Here is an 18,039-nt window from a genome sequence, read left to right on the forward strand (position 1 = left end):
TGTGGGTTGGCTGCATCTGAGTCATATTGCTTCAACTGCAAGTTTCCAAATACTTTAAATGGAAAATGAGCTATTTATAAAATTAGGTTAATATACTATTGCCATTTAACCACTCCTGGGTATTTATTGTATAATAATGTAAAAAAAGGACGTGGGATAAATGGGTATAATCGGCGATATTAAGTCTATTGGAGAAATAGTTCAAAAGGCCGATAACATTGAACTTTATAGAAAAATTCTCGATTTACAGTATGAAGCTATGAATGTTATTGAACAATTGAATGAACTTAAAGAAGAAAACAGAATATTAAAGGAAAAGTTGAAAACTGTCGAAAACCTTACTTTTAAGGGAAATATGTACTTTAAAAATGGAGTTAATGAACCTTTTTGCTCAAAATGCTGGGACGCAGATTCTAAATTAGTAAGACTTCACGGTGACGGTGCAGGATGGTTTCAGTGCCCTTTATGTAAGACTATCGTGCATAATGAGGTTCAAATCTTCCTATAACAATAACGATGATTTCCTATCATGGGGATAAAAGAAGCAAGTCCTAGGATATAAAAAAGACGTATCTAGATCAAAGATACGTCTTGTGCAAAGTACAGCAGGGGTTAATGTACTTTTGATTGTATCATTTCGGTTCGTTTGATAGGAAGTATAAATCCCTTTGAAGGGGATTCCTTCGTTCAACTTTTGGGACTCTAAAAAGAAGAGTGCTGGGCCAACTGCCTAGTTTTAATAAAGTCTTCTAGCTGCTCTCGGTGATTATGTATGTATCTAATGTACGTAACTATTAAATCAACTAAATGGTCGAATCGACAATTCCCTATTTTAATAGCTCTATACATGAAGGTTCCTGAATACGTGTTGAACTTTTTCCCCTTATTGGTAGGGTATTCTAAGGAACCAAAAGTATTAACTTGCTTTGCCTCCAAAAAATTAAACCATAATCCTTTGTCCAAAAGTTCGTTGGCTAAAAAAGCGGCTCTTTTTTTCGCTTCTAAAAATAACCGAAATTGATCCCCTTGTACTTGGATACCTAAAATTACTGGATAATTATCTTCCATGTCGATAACATACTTTACTTCACTAAGACCTTTCCCATTTGTGTAACCAGTCCCTACAAATACTTCTTGGTATTTTCCCTCTTCCCAATGTTTTTTAGGAGGCACGAGGTTAATATCAGGTATCCTATTGCCTATAGCTTGAAAAAATGCATTAGCTAACATCGCATGTTTATGCTTAATATAGAAGTCATGCAGCCTTAGCTGTTTTAGTTGAGGAAGAATCGAATTCTTAGTATATAAATTATATGTATCCTTTTGGATATCAATTTCAACAGCAATTTGATGGAGGCACCCAATAAAAGAAATATAATCCTCTAGAATATTGGCATGGTATAGATTTTTTTTTCGTATAACCAAACTTAAATTCTGTAGATTGTCAGCTAACTCTCCGTAACTTAGATACTTCCAGGTTACATTGCCGATATTTAATTGGCCTTCATTAAAAAATGAGGGCCTAGAAAGACTTAACAAAAGAAAGTATTCATGAGCCATACTACCCTGCGAATATTCCTTCAATTGGGCAAACACCGGAATGCTTTTGACTTTATTCTCAATATAAAGGACCTTGCTTCGACCCCTATCGTCTTCGAAATAAAGCGTCAAGTCCTTATTCTTTTTTTCTCTTTTTATACGTACTAGAGAATAACGCTGATCAAAATCAGCTATAAATTGTCTCAAGTAAGGTAGCGATTCGTCCTTATAAAGGGAAAATACCCAGGATAAAAAATTACTATGGAATAATTCCTTTGAAGATAACGAAAGATTGAACATAGGAGAAGATAAAAGCGTACTAACTACATTTTCTAGCATAAATACCTCTAATAGAAAGTTGTGATTTCACTTCTTAGTTTACAGGAATTATATAATAAACGTTAGGCCAATTTTTATTGCTATAGAAGACCTATACACTACATAGTTAACTTAGTATATGATTTCATGTATATTAATGTAGACTTGAATCTTTGGAGGAATTAATAATGACCAAAACAGATCTTGTTGCATATGTGGCTGAAAAAGCAGAATTGACCAAGAAGGACTCCGGAAAAGCTGTAGATGCCGTTTTTGAAGCTATTGAAAGTTCGCTCAAAAAAGGGGAAAAAGTACAATTGATCGGATTTGGGAATTTTGAGGTTCGTGAACGTGCTGCCCGTAAAGGCCGTAACCCTCAAACTGGTGAAGAAATTGAGATTGCAGCTAGCAAATTACCTGCATTTTCAGCAGGAAAAGCCCTAAAGGAAAGTGTGAATCAGTAAAAATATCCAAAAGGTGACTACCCAAAATATTATGTAGTCACCTTTTTATTTTTTTTAAACTATTGATTCTTAACTAAGAAGAGATCCCTGGCATCATTACGTTTGATTCGATCTCCAGGACACAGAACATATTAATTTCATTTAATACTCCAATTCTTATCATATGGAATTGAGGTGATGAGTCCAATCGAAGTGTCCGTTTGTCCAATAAGTATATAGAACCGACCATCTTTCATAACCAAAGTACCAGGTGGTTGTTTCTTCTCTTCTTCAGTTAAATCTAATTCAAGTGCATACTCAATACGAATATCTTTAAACCTGTAGATGTCTTTCCATCTTTCAAAGTTAATGTTTTCTCTATTTGATATAGCTTCGATTATCTGTTCAGCATCCTGTAAAACAATTTCATAATTATATGGATAAAGTAATCGAACTTCTCCAAGTGACTTTCCGGTGTGAGCATTTCGGTATTCCTCGTTGAACGCAATAGTTATTTGAAATGTTCTGTTCTCCAAAACGTGATATATCTTAAGCGCTGCAATATGTTTGCTTTCTTCTGACACCTTGTCAAAATTCCAACCTTTATATGTGTTTTTGATTTTCTTTAATAAAAAAAGGTTTGATATTGAGCAATTAAATCCATCATTATCAAGGTGCTCAATTATATAATCCTTCTTGTATGCTTCTTTCCGAAATTCTTCCCCGAAATAATAATCAAATGAGATCTGATGTAATGTTTTATTATATTCATTTGAATACGGATATTTGTATTTCTCTTTAGCTTCTTCCGTTTCAGGAATTCTAAATCTAGCATTTTTTATTAAATCGTACATTTCAGGAGTATAGTCTACAAATGCTAGTTTTTCCATCCCAATAATGTTTATTGATATTTTGTCATTCCATACTTCTAAGCATACTTGTTCTTTTTTATCCATAAATCTTAACCTTTCAAAATAATTTTCTGAATGTCCTCTAACGTCACTGGCGTCTTAAATGCTAAGAACACCCAAGGTAAAAAGCTACCAATCGCTTAACCTCTGTCTTTAGAACATGAGACGGAAAGCCAAATGTATGATGATACCTGCGATAAATATATTTCCATTCAACACCCGTGTCGGATCTGGTTTCTTCATATATTTTGATACCAATTCTCTTTAATGATTTTTTGGCATTTATATAGTCCTTCTCGATCCCTCTTACGGCCTGATTTATTAATTGGATATACGGAAGAGTTGAATCCTTAATTACCTTCAAATCGCGTTAAAATACCTGGATGACAAAAGGAAGTAATGCATATTGTTTTAAAAATTCAAGTTCTTCATTAGAGGGAATTGCATAGCTTCTGAGATAACACTCCCTTAATTGTTAAGTCGTAATATGTACCATAAGGTCTTGCTACGTTTTTTAGGAATTTTTATCCCTTTCAAGTAAACTTATGATTTTATCAAGTTTCTTTTCAATCTCATCTGTTTGAATACTTTTAACAGAAGAATTGATAAGTAATCTACGGATAAAAAGCGTGAAGGAAACTACGAATAAAGCTATAAGACCAATAACTATGCCCAAATAAACTATCGAAGCTACAGTAAAACCTTCCATATCATAACACCTATCTCCTGCTTTTTAACAATTCTAACATATTATAATTAGGCTTAAAACTTTCATACCAATAAACAACAAACTTTGCGAAAACACCCTTATTTAATTAATTGGTAGATGCGATCCGTCTTATCCATCTTATTTTCAATAATTTGTACATCATTCAGACTGTCTAAATACTCACATACATCTATATAAATTTTAGGCTTACCGGATATGAAACGATCTTTAGGAGCCCCTTCTTCTGCTATAAGTTTTTCCGCTATTTGGGTCGCGCTTTGTATTTCTTCTGAAAGATAACGGTCAACAGCAATACGAAAAACAGTGTTTAAAGATAATATTTTATTAGGAACTGTAGCAAATGCTTTCTCCTCTTTTTTAGTTGATTCTTCATTCATGCCAAATAAAGATAATTGCTCCAAATTGATCACTCCTATATTTTTATTGCTATTCGTGCATAAAGAGGGAGTTTTTATCGTCTCTCCACCACATATAGCGAATAGCCATTTTTATTAGTAGGGAAATTTAAATCCCTTTGCTATCATGGAGAGAGTGATTTCAATTATATTTGTATTCCCCCAATATAATCATTAGCAACCTTCGCCTTCTCTTCCTGTAAATCGTGAAGATAGACCTGTGTGGTTGAAATATCCGAATGCCCTAACATGGTCTGGACTTCGTGGATGTTGGCTCCCCCATCCAAGGCAAACGTGGCAGCTGAATGCCGAAACCAGTGCGGTGAAATCTTCTGTTCTTCAAAATTCCCCTTATATTTTTTAATCCCAGCATTTTTAACCACTCTCTCAATCATATATCGGACAACCCTATCGTTTAGTGGGTTCACCTGGGAATTTACGAGTAACGGTTCTTCTGGTTTATCACCTACGGTTAAGGACAAGCGGAAGTAATTGCGGTGATGCAGTATAATTCCGTACAAGTCCTGCCTCAGCCTTACCTTTCGTTCCTTGTTTCCTTTTCCTATAATCCGAACATATAAGTGCCCCTTTAATCCGGGGTGAACATCTCCCCACTTGAGTTTGCATAGCTCTGAAACTCGCACTCCTGTTAATAGAAGAAAAGCAATGATGGGATGTTTTACTGGATGACCTCTTACCTCATCTAAAATGCGCTGCACTTCTTCATAGTTTAATTTTCGCTCCACACGAGCCCGTTCCTTTTTAGGTAGCCGGATATAGTTTCGCATGTCGCGGTCAAAAAATTGGTGTTCAAAACCAAATTTGAGTAGGGATCGTACCAGGGTTAATTTTTTCTTGGCCGTGGACTTGGCATACTTCTCCTCTACCCATCTTTGATAAGCGTCCAATTCCACGTACCCAATTTCAGACAAGGGCTTTTCAATGAAGGATAGAAATTGACGCAGATCATTTAAATAGGTCCGTTCGCTTCCTTTTGTTAAATCCTTCTCACGTTGTTTGTTGTTATATAGGAAGAAAGACAAAAAGACAATATCCTCTTTCAAGTTTTCAAAAGTTAGGTATTTCCCTTCTGATAATAACTCTTGTCTGAGGAAATCGATTTCTTTCCAACGTCCATTCTTTACTAAGGAAATAAATTCATCAATTCCATTAACATTTGATAAATCATTCTTGTTTCGGATTTCTAATTCCAAAATTCCTCCCCCTTCCATCGGAATTTCTATAAAAAACATTATGTTAACTGATGATGTCTTATTTATAATTATTACATATCTATCCGAAAATTTCTTCTTTTCGGATATACTTACCATTTAATAGTACCATGTTTTTTTAGAATGAGAAGCCGAATTCTGAAAAAATAATTTAAAGTACTCCGTGGACAACACAATATATACATTAGTGACAACAAAATGAATACATAAATCATTTTTTTGTAAACAAGGTACGAAATTATCTGACAAATTGCTTGACTCAATTTAAATAGCCCGATGACTGATTATCAACGGGTTTGAATAAGTAACTTTTAATTGTACTTAGCTGCTGAAACCTATAGAAGCTTGTACAACATAAATTGGCGCTATTAAATGTGAAATATGGCTATGTGTTTTTGTTATTACAATTTTCATGGTTAAATGGGCAATGTAAAATGGCACCAGCTTGGTAGTTTTCATTAAACACATGAAACTCAATTGGCTTACTCATGTTTTCTGGATGGTTTATTATATATAATGGATAGTCATTCAAATATGACACATTCTCAAAATCTCCTCGCTTTATGCTGTCTTCTGAAAATAATAACCACTGTTTGAAATGATGCATTAATAGCAGACCAAATACATGGTTTAAAATCCATTGTGTTGTACCAAGTCTATTTGGATAAAGTTGAAACATTTTATCAAGTGATAAGAAAAGCGAATGTATGTGCTCAAAATCTTCACTTGATGCCACAGCCACTTTATTGAAAAAATACGTATTTGGAACATTCAATTGTCGATATTTCGAGTAATGATCTACTCCTTCAATGTTTTTTCTCCACATAATATAGGAAAATGCATACGGACACACTTTCCCTTGATATTTATCCAATTGAAATAATTTCTTAATACAGGACTTATGCTTTCTGAGAATCCTGTGTCGAATATGTCGAGCAATGGATCGAAACGTTTTTAATGATGACTGCCATGTTACCTTTAAACAAATTCCTTTCATAATTTGCTGATGTGCTTTTTCAATCTCAATATTTGGAATATCTCCGCGATAAAACCAATCTGGCTTTTGATAAGTTGAAATTGTCTTATCTTGTAGTTTTAGGACATGTGGAATTGATCGGATTATATAATGTCCTTTATGTATCGTATTTTCATTATTATCTAAAAACAGGCTGTTGATGTATGAAATAAGTTTAGGCCAATTGTTAGTTACATTTTTGTCGTAAAAGACGATGTTTTTATTCAAATCATTTACCTGTTGTTCATCTAAAGACAAGAATTTTTGAAGGTTAGAGTCTTTTATTTCAACTAAGTTGTTACCCCATTCTTTGTAGAAATTATATTTTGGTAAATTAGCATAAAAGGGATGTAAGCAATTACACGTTGAGGCGGAAATATATCTACGAGAAGGTAATTCATAAGGTATAACACCATTACAAAGTGGACAATGGAAAAGTAAAGATAACTCATGAAATGGACAACATTGAATTAAATGTATCTGATGAAAAATGCTGTGGTACCCGAATTTGATGCATTCAGGACAATAAGTTAAGTTAGGACGAAATAAGTCTTTGAATCCTTTATTGGCATGACTTAGGGAGGAGAAATATTTAATAATATTTTGCGAATCTGTTTTTAATCGAACACCTAGTATCGAAAAAAATTTATCATCGGAAAAACCATCCAGAGTAATTAAATCACGAAATGCGACTAAATTCTTTAGTCTGCGGGGTCTACCCTTTTGACTGTATTTGTGAAGAATTTCATCTTTACCAAACAGTATATTTAAATGTACATTGTTTAAAAGTTCGTTGGCATACTTGAACTTCTCCAAAACACTCCACGCAGACTCATACTTTGCGACCCAGTGATTTTTCCATGTATAACGAACTTCAAGTCTTTCGTGTTCAAGAACGATGATTTTTGTCATTGGGCTCCCCCCAAGAGACCATTATAACGCTCTGCGGTTAAGTAACCAGATTTAACGATTGCTTGCTTCCAATGGGCCATAGTTATCACTTCTTCTCCAGAACCATTGACTCCATACTTACGTAGAACATATTCAATTGCTAGGGTGAGATATTGCATAGGTATCTCAAAATTCTTGTTCATCCCATATTCTCGCCTGGTTTCTTTATACAACTCATAAAGTTCCGTTGCATAATGCTCAAGTCGTAATCCTCTTTGAAAAGCTTCCGGAAAATAATAACGCGTAAAAGACCAGCCACTATTTATTGGAAATTCAGAATCTATATCATACCCAGAAAGGCAAGCTTGAAGGTCATCTACCGACTTTATACCAGAGAAGGGATATTCATGTACCATAAATCTGCCAATGATTTGAGCTTGTTTAGCAGTTATAAAAGCCGATCTCTGATGTAACAGTTCTTCTTGGCCTACCAGTATTACAGTCATAGTAACTCTTGCTATATCTAGCTCATTATAAATGTCCATTAACCAATTATATTGAACCTTCGTTAACCGTTGTGCATCGTCTATAAACATAACTAATCTTTTTTGTCCAGATGCCACTGCAAGTTCATGTAAATATTTCAATAAGCGCTCCCGCTTTACGTTCGCCTTACCTTCATGGACGATTCCATGTTTCGTAGCTTTCAACAAGTCTTCAAAAAAAGTGTTTTCATTAACCGTTTTGTACTCATTACATCTCATATGAAAAATAGGGATCTCTTGTCCAAAATGATCGGGGATAAACCTTTGGATGTATTCAATTGCACGTGTTTTCCCAAGCCTGGGTCTCCCATACACAATTCCACCAGTAACTCTATTCTCCAGCCAATCTATAATCTCATCGAACAACCGATTTATAGCATTCGTTGATAATAGGTATTCTCCAGTTTCAACTGGGTGCGTGCCTTTAGGAACATTGGGTCTCACATCATTTAAAGATGACATATGATTATTTTGTATTGTACTAGTGTCCATGTTTAACCTCCCCAGCAAGGTTAGAATACTATTGTCCTCTTAAATTTTCGATTATAAGGCTTTGTATCTGAAACATTTTTCCAAATTTCGGTTTCATTATCCTTATTCTCTTTATACTGTGTAGAACTTTTATTTTCTTCATGAAACCCAAAATTGTGGCTCTGTTCGGCGGCCCTTTTTTCCTCTCTTTGCATTTGAGCAAGCCGATTTCGTTCATTTTTATTTGTTTTTGCTGATGTTAATAAATATTGATGATATACCTCGATAGGATCATCCATCGTTGCAAATTGTAATATTTTCCTATTTCGTAGTTTATTAATTTCCTTTCTTGTTTTGAGCGAATGGGGTCTGATCCCCCATTTTCCATGAGCTGTAAGTGTTCCTAGTTCACTCCCGTCAGGAAGAAAAGCTGTAACAGTTCGTATATCCTCGATGTTAACTACTAGAGTAAGTGTTGTTCCAATTAATTCTGGGGTACGAGCCAGCACTTCATTTCGATATAGAACTCCTTCATAGTTAATATGAGGTCGTTTACCTTTTTTAACATTGCCTACCACTTGTCTATAAGCTTGTAAAGAAAAAAACATGACCTCAACTTTATCTTCTTCGGGCATCTGGCGAATGATCGGTAAAGGTTTTTGTCTCTCTATTCTTTGAGCCATTACTTCAAGAGGAGTTAAATTATTCACTCCTTCGTGTGAAGTGCCGTTATAGTTAGCAAGTAATATCTCCGTAATTTCTTCAATATGATCAGTTGAGATCCTATACTTTTCAGCCTTTTCTTCTGCATTTTGTCTACGTGGATCAAATGGACTGCTACCCGTTGTGTTAATTAATCTATGGTATCCATTTTCCTCTAATATACCGAAGAATCGTTCAATGATTGCTCTTCGTTCGGGTGTCTTTACAGGTCCTATGTTAACACTACATCCAACGATCTTCTCCAAACGATCTTTTACTATATTGGCTAAGTTAGCTTTACCTCTGTCAAACCAGATTTCATCCCATAATCCCCATTGAGTTTCGGGAATAACTCCGGATGGAAAACCACCACAAGCTGGATAGTTTAAGCTTGGTATTGTTAAGGTCCTAGGTTTCCAAGGGACAATGGCGTTTTTAATACATTGCAAAACATCTTCAGCAGAATACTCTTTGTTTAAGCTGATATAATAACCAAGTATAGCCCTGGTAGCTACATCGATAATCGTCAGTATCCATATCCGCTCCATAACTCTAACAATTTCATCTCCTTCAGGAGTATGAAAAATAATAGCTATTTTTGCATCTATTCTGTGTCCGTCGAATTGAACACGATTCAATGGACGAACAATCATTGGATGATTCTGACTACCAGTACCGGTTGTATTTAATAGCCGTTTAGCATCTTCACCATACTGATTTGCCGCTTCTGAAAGATATTCGTCCTGGAGATTTTTCAAATATCTGCATAATGATCTATAAGCAAGAGTATTTGTGTTTAGCGGGTAATCATTAATTGTGAGACCCTGTTCACGACATAATTTAATAAACTGTCTATGAATCACTTTGGTACTGTATCGTGGTTCGTGAATCACATTTTTATTTCTTTTAAGGTAAATTTCATCTATTTTTTCCTTTATAATAGGGTAATTTCTGAGTAACTGACTGAATGCCCCAGGTAGGGATGTTTCATGTATTTGCGAAGGCACTGTTTTTGTCCTTTGGTATGAGGTAATCCTTTTCCGAGGAATCAAAGCACGGTATCCCCAAATGATCCCTTGGTCATCATGTTCCAAACATCGTTTTAAAAGTCTATTCAAGTTTACACGGTTGATCTGAGTTTTCTCGGTAATTTTATTTATCGGCGTTTTTCCCTCGATATACATTTCTATTGCTAATTTTCTTTGATTAAATTTTTCTTGATCAATAAGGGATAGATTCTCTATTAAAACTTTGGGCCATTCCGAAACGTTAATCTTGTCTTGAAATTGTGGGGTGGTTTCAATAATTCTTCTTTTAGACATCTGTCCAGACCTCCGTTTGAGGGCTAAATGGTATTTGATCTGCATTAGATAGAATCTTTCCGTGGTAAATGCACCAATAAATAATGTTTCTTAAGCGTTGTGCTGTTATTTTTGTATGGAGTAGGTGAAACAACTCTGAAAATGTCATCCTGTTTTTTCCTTTAAGTACGCGCAACAATAAATATTCATCGGTTTCAATAGTAGCTTTCATCATTCTTACGCAAGGAATTATTTCCTTCATATTAGATAGATAAATAGGGTTACCTCTGATTGAATCCTCTGTCATAATTGAGTATTGAAATCCATGTTGTTTACACCATAGCATTTGGGCTGTTGTTTGGCGAATAGCTCGCTGACTCTTAGGGGAGGGATTATTCGGATTTAATTCATGGGAGTACTTTACTTCTATAAAATGTTCTTCGCTATCTTTATATTGAACCCACATATCAAAAACTGACTCAATCAAGTCCTCATTAACAATTGATTGAATACGTAGAGGTTGTTCACAGAATGCTACAATATTGGGATTGGTCTCGACAAGAACCCAATGGTCATACTCAAGATCACTATGTAAATAAACTTGGCGATTCATCTTAGGACTGTCACCAAACCAGTTATTACCGAAATATTTGCTGGGTTTAATATCTACTGGTGAGTACATAGAACCTCCCAAATTGATTTATAGTACTACAAAAATAATTTCGACATGATTACATTTATTTCCTTTTTAAAACTTAGGCTATTAACCATTAAATCATTCGGACGATTACCCTGCCGAGATGAATATAGTTAAATGGGTTGTTCCTATTTCCTAATAAGCTCTGGTTGGAGGTTGCGATTTCTTCAATTTGTTGTGTCTGTGTAATGGATCAGTTTTCTAATATAGCGACTCTCTTTTATCCTTGTTTTATAATACTATTTTTTGGTTTGGATTTTTTTAACCTTTTTGTTTGTGATTTAAGATAAAAGATAAAAAAACGAAAATCGAATATATGGAGGAAAAAATATGGATTCGATTAACAGCTCTAAGCAATTGTTTTCTTACATAATTTCCTTGAAGGCATTTCCGCACGAACGGTTGCTACGTGCAGCCTCTTTTTGTCTTTTCCGCAATTGGAAATGTTAATCGAATAATTACGGGTTATGAACCTCAGAAGGCAAATCGTATGTAATTAAATGAGTATGTTTTATTAATTTTACTGAAGGTCCGTATGAAATCTAATAAGTTAAGCGGTCTTTGCCTATTGAAACATGATGTCCTCCTTCGGTGGGTTCTATGTCAAATGTAATTTCCAATATAAAGCCACGAAAGCCGTTTATTCTTTTAGTTTCTAACACTTGAACTTTCCAAAGTTCGATATAAGGTGAAAATGTTTTAGGATTATAATAGTTATTTAGCACTTCCTGTATATAAGGGGTTAGCATAATCATCAGCATATCTTGTAGTCTTAGTTGTTCAGAATCTTTAGTTGGCTTTGGTATTGTTGCTTCTGTTTCAATAGGAAGTGATATAATGAAAACAATGGATAGTATGAAAGCATATAATGTTTTCTTCAATATTTTTTAATCTCCTTTTTTAAGATTATCTATCCAACAGTATTATTAACCTTTATTGAATAAGGTATAAGCTAATTAAATACGACGGGATTCGATAGTACAGGGACGGGATCAGCACCCGCCCCTTTCTTCGTTGCCCTGGTATCGGGTAATCCTCCGCATTTATATATGTTTTCTAGACGCAATAAATGGTTAAACTATCCTCAAAATATGGGGGTGTTTTGATGATTAAAATGGTGAATAGTATCACAGTATTGCTAATGCTTGTATTGCCTTACACAGTAATAGCCCAAGTACAAGCTCCACAAGTGTCATATCCATGTAGCGTGGTTCTTATCTCAGTGAAGGATTTTCCTAATGCCCAAGGTACTGCTTTAATTACGAAAGTTAAGAAGCCATATACTGAATCGCCAACAAGTTCTCTAAGGGAACGGGAGGCTGTAGGCGTTTATGCTGATTGGCTTCCGGCGCCTTCGTCATTTGGAGACTATGACCAATATGAAGGATTTGCCCAAGTAACTGGTGTAATCAGTTGGCGATTTAAGATGTATCCAGTTAAAGAGGACTATCCAAGCTGGTTTGGTGGAACTCCTTGGGTAGGGAAAATTGACGAGATTTCTTTTGGACTTCCCGTTAGTACACGGGTGGAGGTTCGTCTTTCAAATTCAAAAACTAATAAGTTAGGACCTGCAATTTTGCAAAACACCCTACAAGGGTGTCATTATTAAGATAGGTGCTATCTTATAATATTTCACTACCGGGATTCAATAGTGAATAAGCTGCTCCAAGGCAGCCCCTTTTGTTATTATGGTCTGAACTTACTGGGGGTGAATGCTCGCTGCTGATTTACCGCCCTTACCTTTTACATGATAACGATATGATGGTGTAATCTCCCCCAAAATGTTGCTGCACATGCAACTAATTTGATACTTTTTTCTCATATTTAAATCGTTTAATACCTTTACTTTCTCCATATAGTCGTAACAGGGCAGGGTAAACCTGATATGTGACACGGTCGTAATAGTTAGGACGAACGTCTATGACTGTTCCTTCTGTCCATGTTGGTTTTATTTTAAAGCTGACTAGAAAATAAGGTCTTCCTTGTTCATCTAGCGAAATATCACTCACTTTCATGAATTGCTTTGGATCCTTTCCATCTGTTATGTAAGCGAAATATATTCGATTTTCTGCTTTGTATTGTTGTTCAACATCAACGGGTATATAGAATTTCAAAAGCTCATAGATAAACCATCGACTTCCATCGTCTTCCTCAGCGTGTACCGAAAATCCCATCCCAAATAACAGAACTAAGCAAATAAAAATTTGAGTTTTTTTCAATGTTAGCCCCCTTTCAAATTATATCCTTATTTCGTTATACTTCCCTTCAACAAATCATCAAGGGTTTTTAATAATGTGATGCCAATTTGGTGGAGGCTATTAAATGAGTATAAGGCAACTGTTTTTGAACTATAGATACTCGTTATCACAATAATCTTTACGGTATTTCTGTGGCTATATTTATGCTGGCATTTGATTGGGAGGCACTATCGCTTCCTAACGCCTGAACATGAATATGGTCATGGAGTGAGCGGTTGCCAAAGTCCCAAGTTAAAGACCAGCCATCACTTCCATCTTTATCATAGCCAATGAGTTCCCTTTGACCCCATGTTTGAGTTCCGGTCGGAATCAACCAAAAAATCACTGTTTCTGTATTTTCTGCGTCAACATAAATGGTCATCTTATGGACTCCTTTCGGAGCAGTCCACCATCCTGATATGTTGGGTAAATCGGTATAAACATTTAAAATATTAGCCCGTAAATCTTCCACTTTTTGGGCTTGTGCTGGCTCAAATATTAAACAAAGCATCACTATCAAACAACTTGCTAATTTCAAGGGAATCACCTCATAGTAATTTTCCTTCAAAACCGATATGTTTTCAGTATCCTACCCAATAGTTTAGTAACAAAAAACGGCTGCGGTACAAGCAACCGTTATTGAACTATGGAATCCCTTTAGTTGCATAAAACTATCATTCGTCACTTGGCAATAATAACATCTTTTCTCTTTTCATTTCCGCTAATCCACTCTATTTCCACCTTAACAAATTTAATTTGGCTTCTTGCTTGCTCAAAACTTGAAATATCATTATCCATAAGTCCATTATTATAGGAAAATGTAAACTTGGGTGAGGATGAAGGATCAAGATTGGCAGCATCATTAGGAGTGATTGCATATGTTTTGGTAAACTTTTCATCATTCAAAATAAAGATATACTTGACATTCCAATTTTCTGAAGTTCCTTTAAAAGTAAGAATTTGACTTGCTGCCAACGCATCATCAACAACAAAGACATTAATAAAGCTACTCAAAACAATTATAAAGAAAAAGTTGATTGAAATAAGAATTTTTACCATCAAAAAACCTCCTTAATTTATTATTTCCGGAGGTTTCTAACATTATCTAAGTTGTGATTACACAATACTTCCATAGAGCGAAAAAATCAAAACAGCTTCCGAAGCAGCCATACGAAGGTAATGAATACCGTAACATTCTTCGCTGTAGTCTTTATGCGGTAAATAACTACACTCACTTTTGCCTATTACCCTATTTTTCCACTTATAAAAAGTGAAATTTGTTTCACAAATATTGGTGTTAAATCCCTTATAATATATTTTTTGCCAACATTACCTCCAACGAGTGAAACAAATGAAATGGCTGCCAGAGCGGCCATATGGGGGTGACGAATACCATTTGTTAAATAAAAAAGTTGTTCAGAATCACTTTTTAAAACCCAATACTTTCCCTTTAATGTTTTCCTTGGGCAGCAGACCCATGGAAGTTGTTCTAAACCAATCATCACCAATAACATACACATGATTTTCAGGAACAGTTACTTCTTTATAATTGGCACTTTCAAAACTACTTACATTACTTTCAACATTTCGCCTGTGTTGAAGGTTCCCATAATTACCTTCATCTAGCATTTTTTTAAGTTCTTCCAAGTCCAATCCTAATCGGTGGGCTTTGCCATAAAACGTATCGAGTTTTTTACCATTGATATAAAATTGACCTTTTTTAATTTTTACTTTTTCGCCAGCAAGTGCAATCACTCTAGTTAATGAATCTGTTTTGCCTTCATTGGATTGTTGTTGATCTGCCTTTTTCGGCAATTCGAAATGAATAATATCTCCGCGTTTCAATTCATTTTTTTTATAATGCATTGTATCAACTACAACATCTCTATTGAAAAAATCATGGTTTCCTCTATCCATTGCATCATTCATCGGATGAATAACAATCATGTCAGATGTTATCGTGTTGATTATTGGGACTTCTTCCTTTGTATCAGAATCAGTGATGGTTTCAACAGATTGTTCTGAGCAACCCACTAAAAATAAAACGAATAAGAACGAAATAATTAGTGAGAAATTCTTCATCAATATAACCCCCTTTCAATCATTATACAGAAATTTACAAATAATCCCTGTTTTAAATGTGGCTATATTGTTAATATATTCAGTTCGCTTTACTTCTCATTGTCTGTTTAAATTCCATGTTTTATTTACATCTACTTCTTTTTATTTCTGTACAAATTAAAAGTAATTATGAAAATACCCACAGCAACAAGTATAAAGAAATCGCCAAATGTAACTTCATCAAGTGTGAATTGATGAAATTTGCTTTCCACTAGCTATTTCTCCTTTCTCCAATCAATTTTAATGTTGATGATACCATTACCTTGAGTATCTTATATTTTGAATCAATTTGCTCTTTCAATAAGTTCCTAGCTTTTCTATCGTATTTTAACTATGACAATCTTAATCAAGATAAACAAAACGCTCATAATCAAAAATGATACAATGCCAAATTGAATAGGTGTTAATGGAGAACTTATTACTCCAAATGAAATTTCATTTTGAAGATATTCTACATCTTGATAACCATCAACTACATCTGGAACATAGTAAATAGTTTTAATGAATCCATAACCAATTGTACATACAAGATACAGCACATTAACTACAAATGAAAAAATCAATGATTGCTTTATAGTCCTTTTCATTTTTTCTCCTATATTCTAAATCTCTCTCCAAAGTTAATTTCCCTTGCCTAGAAATCAAAAATATAATATGATTTTGCTTTCCATAGGATCCATATTCCGCAGTTAATAGCAATCGATATCGCCCTTCTTTTAAAGGTGGAAGTGTATAGGTAATCAAACGTTCTTCATTAAATTCTATCTTTTCATTTAATAATTTTTGCTGATTTTGCTTTATCCATTGGGTATTTTCATCCTGAAACAACTCAGAAGATATTACAACCCTATTGTCTGTTTTTTCATTGGTCTTAAACCGCATTTGTAGGGTTACAATTCCACTATTGTTTTGAAAAATATATTCTTTCAACTGCGTTTCTAGTTCAATCGGAAAGGGAGTGGGGGGACTAGGCGGTGGGGTACCTGTTCCACGTTTAAAATCACAAGCAGGGAACATTAGAATTATAGAGAAAACCAAATATAAAGAAAACCATCTTCTCATAAAAAATCCCCTCAATACCTTTTTTATTTTGATTTTATTATTGATTCAAGATTATCGATTCAAGATTATTATTAAGTTGGTCTAATTGCTGTTGATAATTAGATGAATGATTCGCATGGTATTTTATTGCATTAGATATTTGACAAGACCCTAACAGTATCGCAATACCAAGAAACACTATTGCCCCTGTTAAAGTGAATCTAAGTTTGTCCCCTGGAAATTGAAATTTATATTTTTGCTCTTCCATAATTTCCTCCCAACGTATTGTTTCAAAGTGAACAATATATCAAAGATACAATTTGCTTAATTAAATTCAAGCCACAGCATGTACAAGAGAAATAAGATGATGCAAGTAATTGAAATGGTTAAATGCTTCCCTTCCTTTTTATTGGTAAGCCACCATTTAAATAAAAAGACTAAACAAAGTATTCCGACAACTATTGGGAAAACAAAATATATATAAAGAAACCACATGTTCCTTATCCCCAATTACAAAAGATGTTTAGTAATGAAAAATAGATGGCTAATCTCTGCCATTTTCTAGTTTTTCAATCCTTTGTTCCAATTCCTTAATTTTGCTACTTCTTTTCATAAGAAAAAATACAATTATCAAAATTGGAACACCTATAACCAATAGAAAAATAAATAGTTGATATATCGCTGTTCCCCATTCGATATGATACAAGCTATTTCCCTCCTTTATAATTTGGTTCCGTAAAATACTATTCAAAGAAAATTAATTCAATATTTATACCCTCTAAGAAATGAAAATTTTTCTCCCCAAGCCTTTGATTCAGAAATATTGAAATATGATCTTAAAGTATTAATTGGATAGGTAACTGCCAAAACCACAACAACCCAAGAACCTGCCCCACTTAAGAGATATAAGATTGCAGAATAAATTAAAAATATGCTAAAGATAACTTCTAATATAAAAAAGTGGAGATTCTTCATTCGCGTTCCTCCCCCTTTAATGAATTTCTCTTTCTTCATCTTCTTTGGTAGGTCTTTTATCAACCCTCCAACTCCATTTAGATTTCTTTAAATTGTTCGTGCTAGGGGGGATTAAGTTAGATAATTTATGATTTATAAATGCCAATTGTATAATAATTACCACCAATAAAAATTCCATTACAAAACCTCCATTCATAGAAATAGCCACCCTGTTTGAGTAGCTTCATCCTCTTATCATCCAAGAAATCAACAAAAGAATAAATTCAATTGCCATAACCCCCATAATAAAGTACCAAAATATTTGTAACCATTTCGTCATGGTATTCAAATTTACACTTTTGTTGTGTAATCCGACATGCTTTTGATAGTGATCAGTAACGTCATTGAATGGTTTAACTTCTGTTTCTGATTCAGAGAACTTTTTATAATCATTCATTTCGCTATCTCCTCTATATCATCTTATCATGAATTAGAA

Annotated in this window: 24 protein-coding genes; 3 read left to right on the forward strand and 21 right to left on the reverse strand. The window is 34.3% G+C overall.

Annotated features, from left to right (window positions below; genetic code table 11):
• Window positions 1–160: 160 nt before the first annotated feature.
• Window positions 161–508 carry an MreC domain-containing protein gene (locus J2Z37_RS09625; protein WP_209810040.1) on the forward strand — a complete coding sequence of 116 codons (348 nt, stop codon included), beginning with the start codon at window positions 161–163 and terminating at the stop codon, window positions 506–508.
• 194 nt (window positions 509–702) lie between these two features.
• Here J2Z37_RS09625 and J2Z37_RS09630 read toward each other — a convergent pair whose 3' ends face one another.
• Window positions 703–1,878, reverse strand: a complete 1,176-nt coding sequence (locus J2Z37_RS09630; RefSeq protein WP_209810041.1) for a hypothetical protein — start codon at window positions 1,876–1,878, stop codon at window positions 703–705.
• Between the two features lie 167 nt (window positions 1,879–2,045).
• Here J2Z37_RS09630 and J2Z37_RS09635 point away from each other — a divergent pair, with 167 nt between their 5' ends.
• Window positions 2,046–2,321 (forward strand): HU family DNA-binding protein, encoded by a 276-nt coding sequence (locus tag J2Z37_RS09635; RefSeq protein WP_209810042.1) that lies wholly within the window; start codon window positions 2,046–2,048, stop codon window positions 2,319–2,321.
• A gap of 137 nt (window positions 2,322–2,458) precedes the next feature.
• Here the strand turns inward: J2Z37_RS09635 and J2Z37_RS09640 are convergent, their stop codons facing one another.
• The 10 genes from J2Z37_RS09640 to J2Z37_RS09680 all read right to left on the reverse strand — a co-directional run bounded on the left by J2Z37_RS09640 (window position 2,459) and on the right by J2Z37_RS09680 (window position 12,071).
• Window positions 2,459–3,256: a hypothetical protein gene (locus J2Z37_RS09640; protein ID WP_209810043.1), complete on the reverse strand. Its 798-nt coding sequence runs from the start codon at window positions 3,254–3,256 to the stop codon at window positions 2,459–2,461.
• Between the two features lie 61 nt (window positions 3,257–3,317).
• Window positions 3,318–3,575: a YhjD family protein gene (locus J2Z37_RS26235; RefSeq protein ID WP_483413495.1), complete on the reverse strand. Its 258-nt coding sequence runs from the start codon at window positions 3,573–3,575 to the stop codon at window positions 3,318–3,320.
• A 150-nt stretch (window positions 3,576–3,725) separates the two neighbouring features.
• Window positions 3,726–3,920 (reverse strand): DUF4083 domain-containing protein, encoded by a 195-nt coding sequence (locus J2Z37_RS09645; protein WP_209810044.1) that lies wholly within the window; start codon window positions 3,918–3,920, stop codon window positions 3,726–3,728.
• Between the two features lie 98 nt (window positions 3,921–4,018).
• Window positions 4,019–4,342, reverse strand: a complete 324-nt coding sequence (locus tag J2Z37_RS09650; RefSeq protein ID WP_209810045.1) for a DUF3895 domain-containing protein — start codon at window positions 4,340–4,342, stop codon at window positions 4,019–4,021.
• Window positions 4,343–4,482: 140 nt separating this feature from the next.
• On the reverse strand, window positions 4,483–5,550 hold the full coding sequence (locus tag J2Z37_RS09655; protein ID WP_209810046.1) for a tyrosine-type recombinase/integrase: 1,068 nt from the start codon (window positions 5,548–5,550) through the stop codon (window positions 4,483–4,485).
• A gap of 403 nt (window positions 5,551–5,953) precedes the next feature.
• A complete protein-coding gene (locus tag J2Z37_RS09660) occupies window positions 5,954–7,495 on the reverse strand; it encodes a hypothetical protein (RefSeq protein WP_209810047.1) in 1,542 nt (513 codons plus the stop codon).
• Window positions 7,492–8,511 (reverse strand): ATP-binding protein, encoded by a 1,020-nt coding sequence (locus J2Z37_RS09665; protein WP_245203692.1) that lies wholly within the window; start codon window positions 8,509–8,511, stop codon window positions 7,492–7,494. Before J2Z37_RS09665 ends, J2Z37_RS09660 begins: the two co-directional genes overlap by 4 nt.
• A gap of 20 nt (window positions 8,512–8,531) precedes the next feature.
• On the reverse strand, window positions 8,532–10,514 hold the full coding sequence (locus J2Z37_RS09670; RefSeq protein ID WP_209810048.1) for a hypothetical protein: 1,983 nt from the start codon (window positions 10,512–10,514) through the stop codon (window positions 8,532–8,534).
• The gene (locus J2Z37_RS09675; RefSeq protein WP_209810049.1) at window positions 10,507–11,175 is read right to left on the reverse strand and encodes a TnsA endonuclease N-terminal domain-containing protein; all 669 of its coding nucleotides are present in this window, start codon (window positions 11,173–11,175) and stop codon (window positions 10,507–10,509) included. Before J2Z37_RS09675 ends, J2Z37_RS09670 begins: the two co-directional genes overlap by 8 nt.
• Window positions 11,176–11,732: 557 nt before the next feature.
• Window positions 11,733–12,071, reverse strand: coding sequence for a DUF3888 domain-containing protein (locus J2Z37_RS09680; protein ID WP_245203693.1), 339 nt, complete (start codon window positions 12,069–12,071; stop codon window positions 11,733–11,735).
• A gap of 224 nt (window positions 12,072–12,295) precedes the next feature.
• Between J2Z37_RS09680 and J2Z37_RS09685 the strand changes: the two genes are divergently transcribed.
• On the forward strand, window positions 12,296–12,799 hold the full coding sequence (locus J2Z37_RS09685; protein ID WP_209810050.1) for a YoqH family protein: 504 nt from the start codon (window positions 12,296–12,298) through the stop codon (window positions 12,797–12,799).
• A 190-nt stretch (window positions 12,800–12,989) separates the two neighbouring features.
• Here J2Z37_RS09685 and J2Z37_RS09690 read toward each other — a convergent pair whose 3' ends face one another.
• The 10 genes from J2Z37_RS09690 to J2Z37_RS09735 form a co-directional block, all read right to left on the reverse strand.
• The gene (locus tag J2Z37_RS09690; protein WP_209810051.1) at window positions 12,990–13,409 is read right to left on the reverse strand and encodes a hypothetical protein; all 420 of its coding nucleotides are present in this window, start codon (window positions 13,407–13,409) and stop codon (window positions 12,990–12,992) included.
• Window positions 13,410–13,566: 157 nt separating this feature from the next.
• On the reverse strand, window positions 13,567–13,965 hold the full coding sequence (locus J2Z37_RS09695) for a hypothetical protein (protein WP_245203694.1): 399 nt from the start codon (window positions 13,963–13,965) through the stop codon (window positions 13,567–13,569).
• Between the two features lie 143 nt (window positions 13,966–14,108).
• Window positions 14,109–14,486 (reverse strand): hypothetical protein, encoded by a 378-nt coding sequence (locus tag J2Z37_RS09700; RefSeq protein WP_209810052.1) that lies wholly within the window; start codon window positions 14,484–14,486, stop codon window positions 14,109–14,111.
• Between the two features lie 363 nt (window positions 14,487–14,849).
• Window positions 14,850–15,509 (reverse strand): signal peptidase I, encoded by a 660-nt coding sequence (gene lepB, locus J2Z37_RS09705; protein WP_209810053.1) that lies wholly within the window; start codon window positions 15,507–15,509, stop codon window positions 14,850–14,852.
• A gap of 579 nt (window positions 15,510–16,088) precedes the next feature.
• Entirely contained in the window at window positions 16,089–16,610 is a 522-nt protein-coding gene (locus tag J2Z37_RS09710; RefSeq protein ID WP_209810054.1) for a hypothetical protein, read from the reverse strand.
• 37 nt (window positions 16,611–16,647) lie between these two features.
• Window positions 16,648–16,857: a hypothetical protein gene (locus tag J2Z37_RS09715; protein WP_209810055.1), complete on the reverse strand. Its 210-nt coding sequence runs from the start codon at window positions 16,855–16,857 to the stop codon at window positions 16,648–16,650.
• A 276-nt stretch (window positions 16,858–17,133) separates the two neighbouring features.
• Entirely contained in the window at window positions 17,134–17,295 is a 162-nt protein-coding gene (locus J2Z37_RS09720) for a hypothetical protein (protein ID WP_209810056.1), read from the reverse strand.
• Between the two features lie 56 nt (window positions 17,296–17,351).
• On the reverse strand, window positions 17,352–17,564 hold the full coding sequence (locus J2Z37_RS09725; RefSeq protein WP_209810057.1) for a hypothetical protein: 213 nt from the start codon (window positions 17,562–17,564) through the stop codon (window positions 17,352–17,354).
• Window positions 17,565–17,580: 16 nt separating this feature from the next.
• Window positions 17,581–17,760: a hypothetical protein gene (locus J2Z37_RS09730; RefSeq protein ID WP_209810058.1), complete on the reverse strand. Its 180-nt coding sequence runs from the start codon at window positions 17,758–17,760 to the stop codon at window positions 17,581–17,583.
• Between the two features lie 27 nt (window positions 17,761–17,787).
• Window positions 17,788–18,000: an amino acid transporter gene (locus J2Z37_RS09735; RefSeq protein WP_209810059.1), complete on the reverse strand. Its 213-nt coding sequence runs from the start codon at window positions 17,998–18,000 to the stop codon at window positions 17,788–17,790.
• Window positions 18,001–18,039: the final 39 nt, after the last annotated feature.

The sequence above is a fragment of the Ammoniphilus resinae genome, from assembly GCF_017873965.1.
Lineage (GTDB): Bacteria > Bacillota > Bacilli > Aneurinibacillales > RAOX-1 > Ammoniphilus_A > Ammoniphilus_A resinae.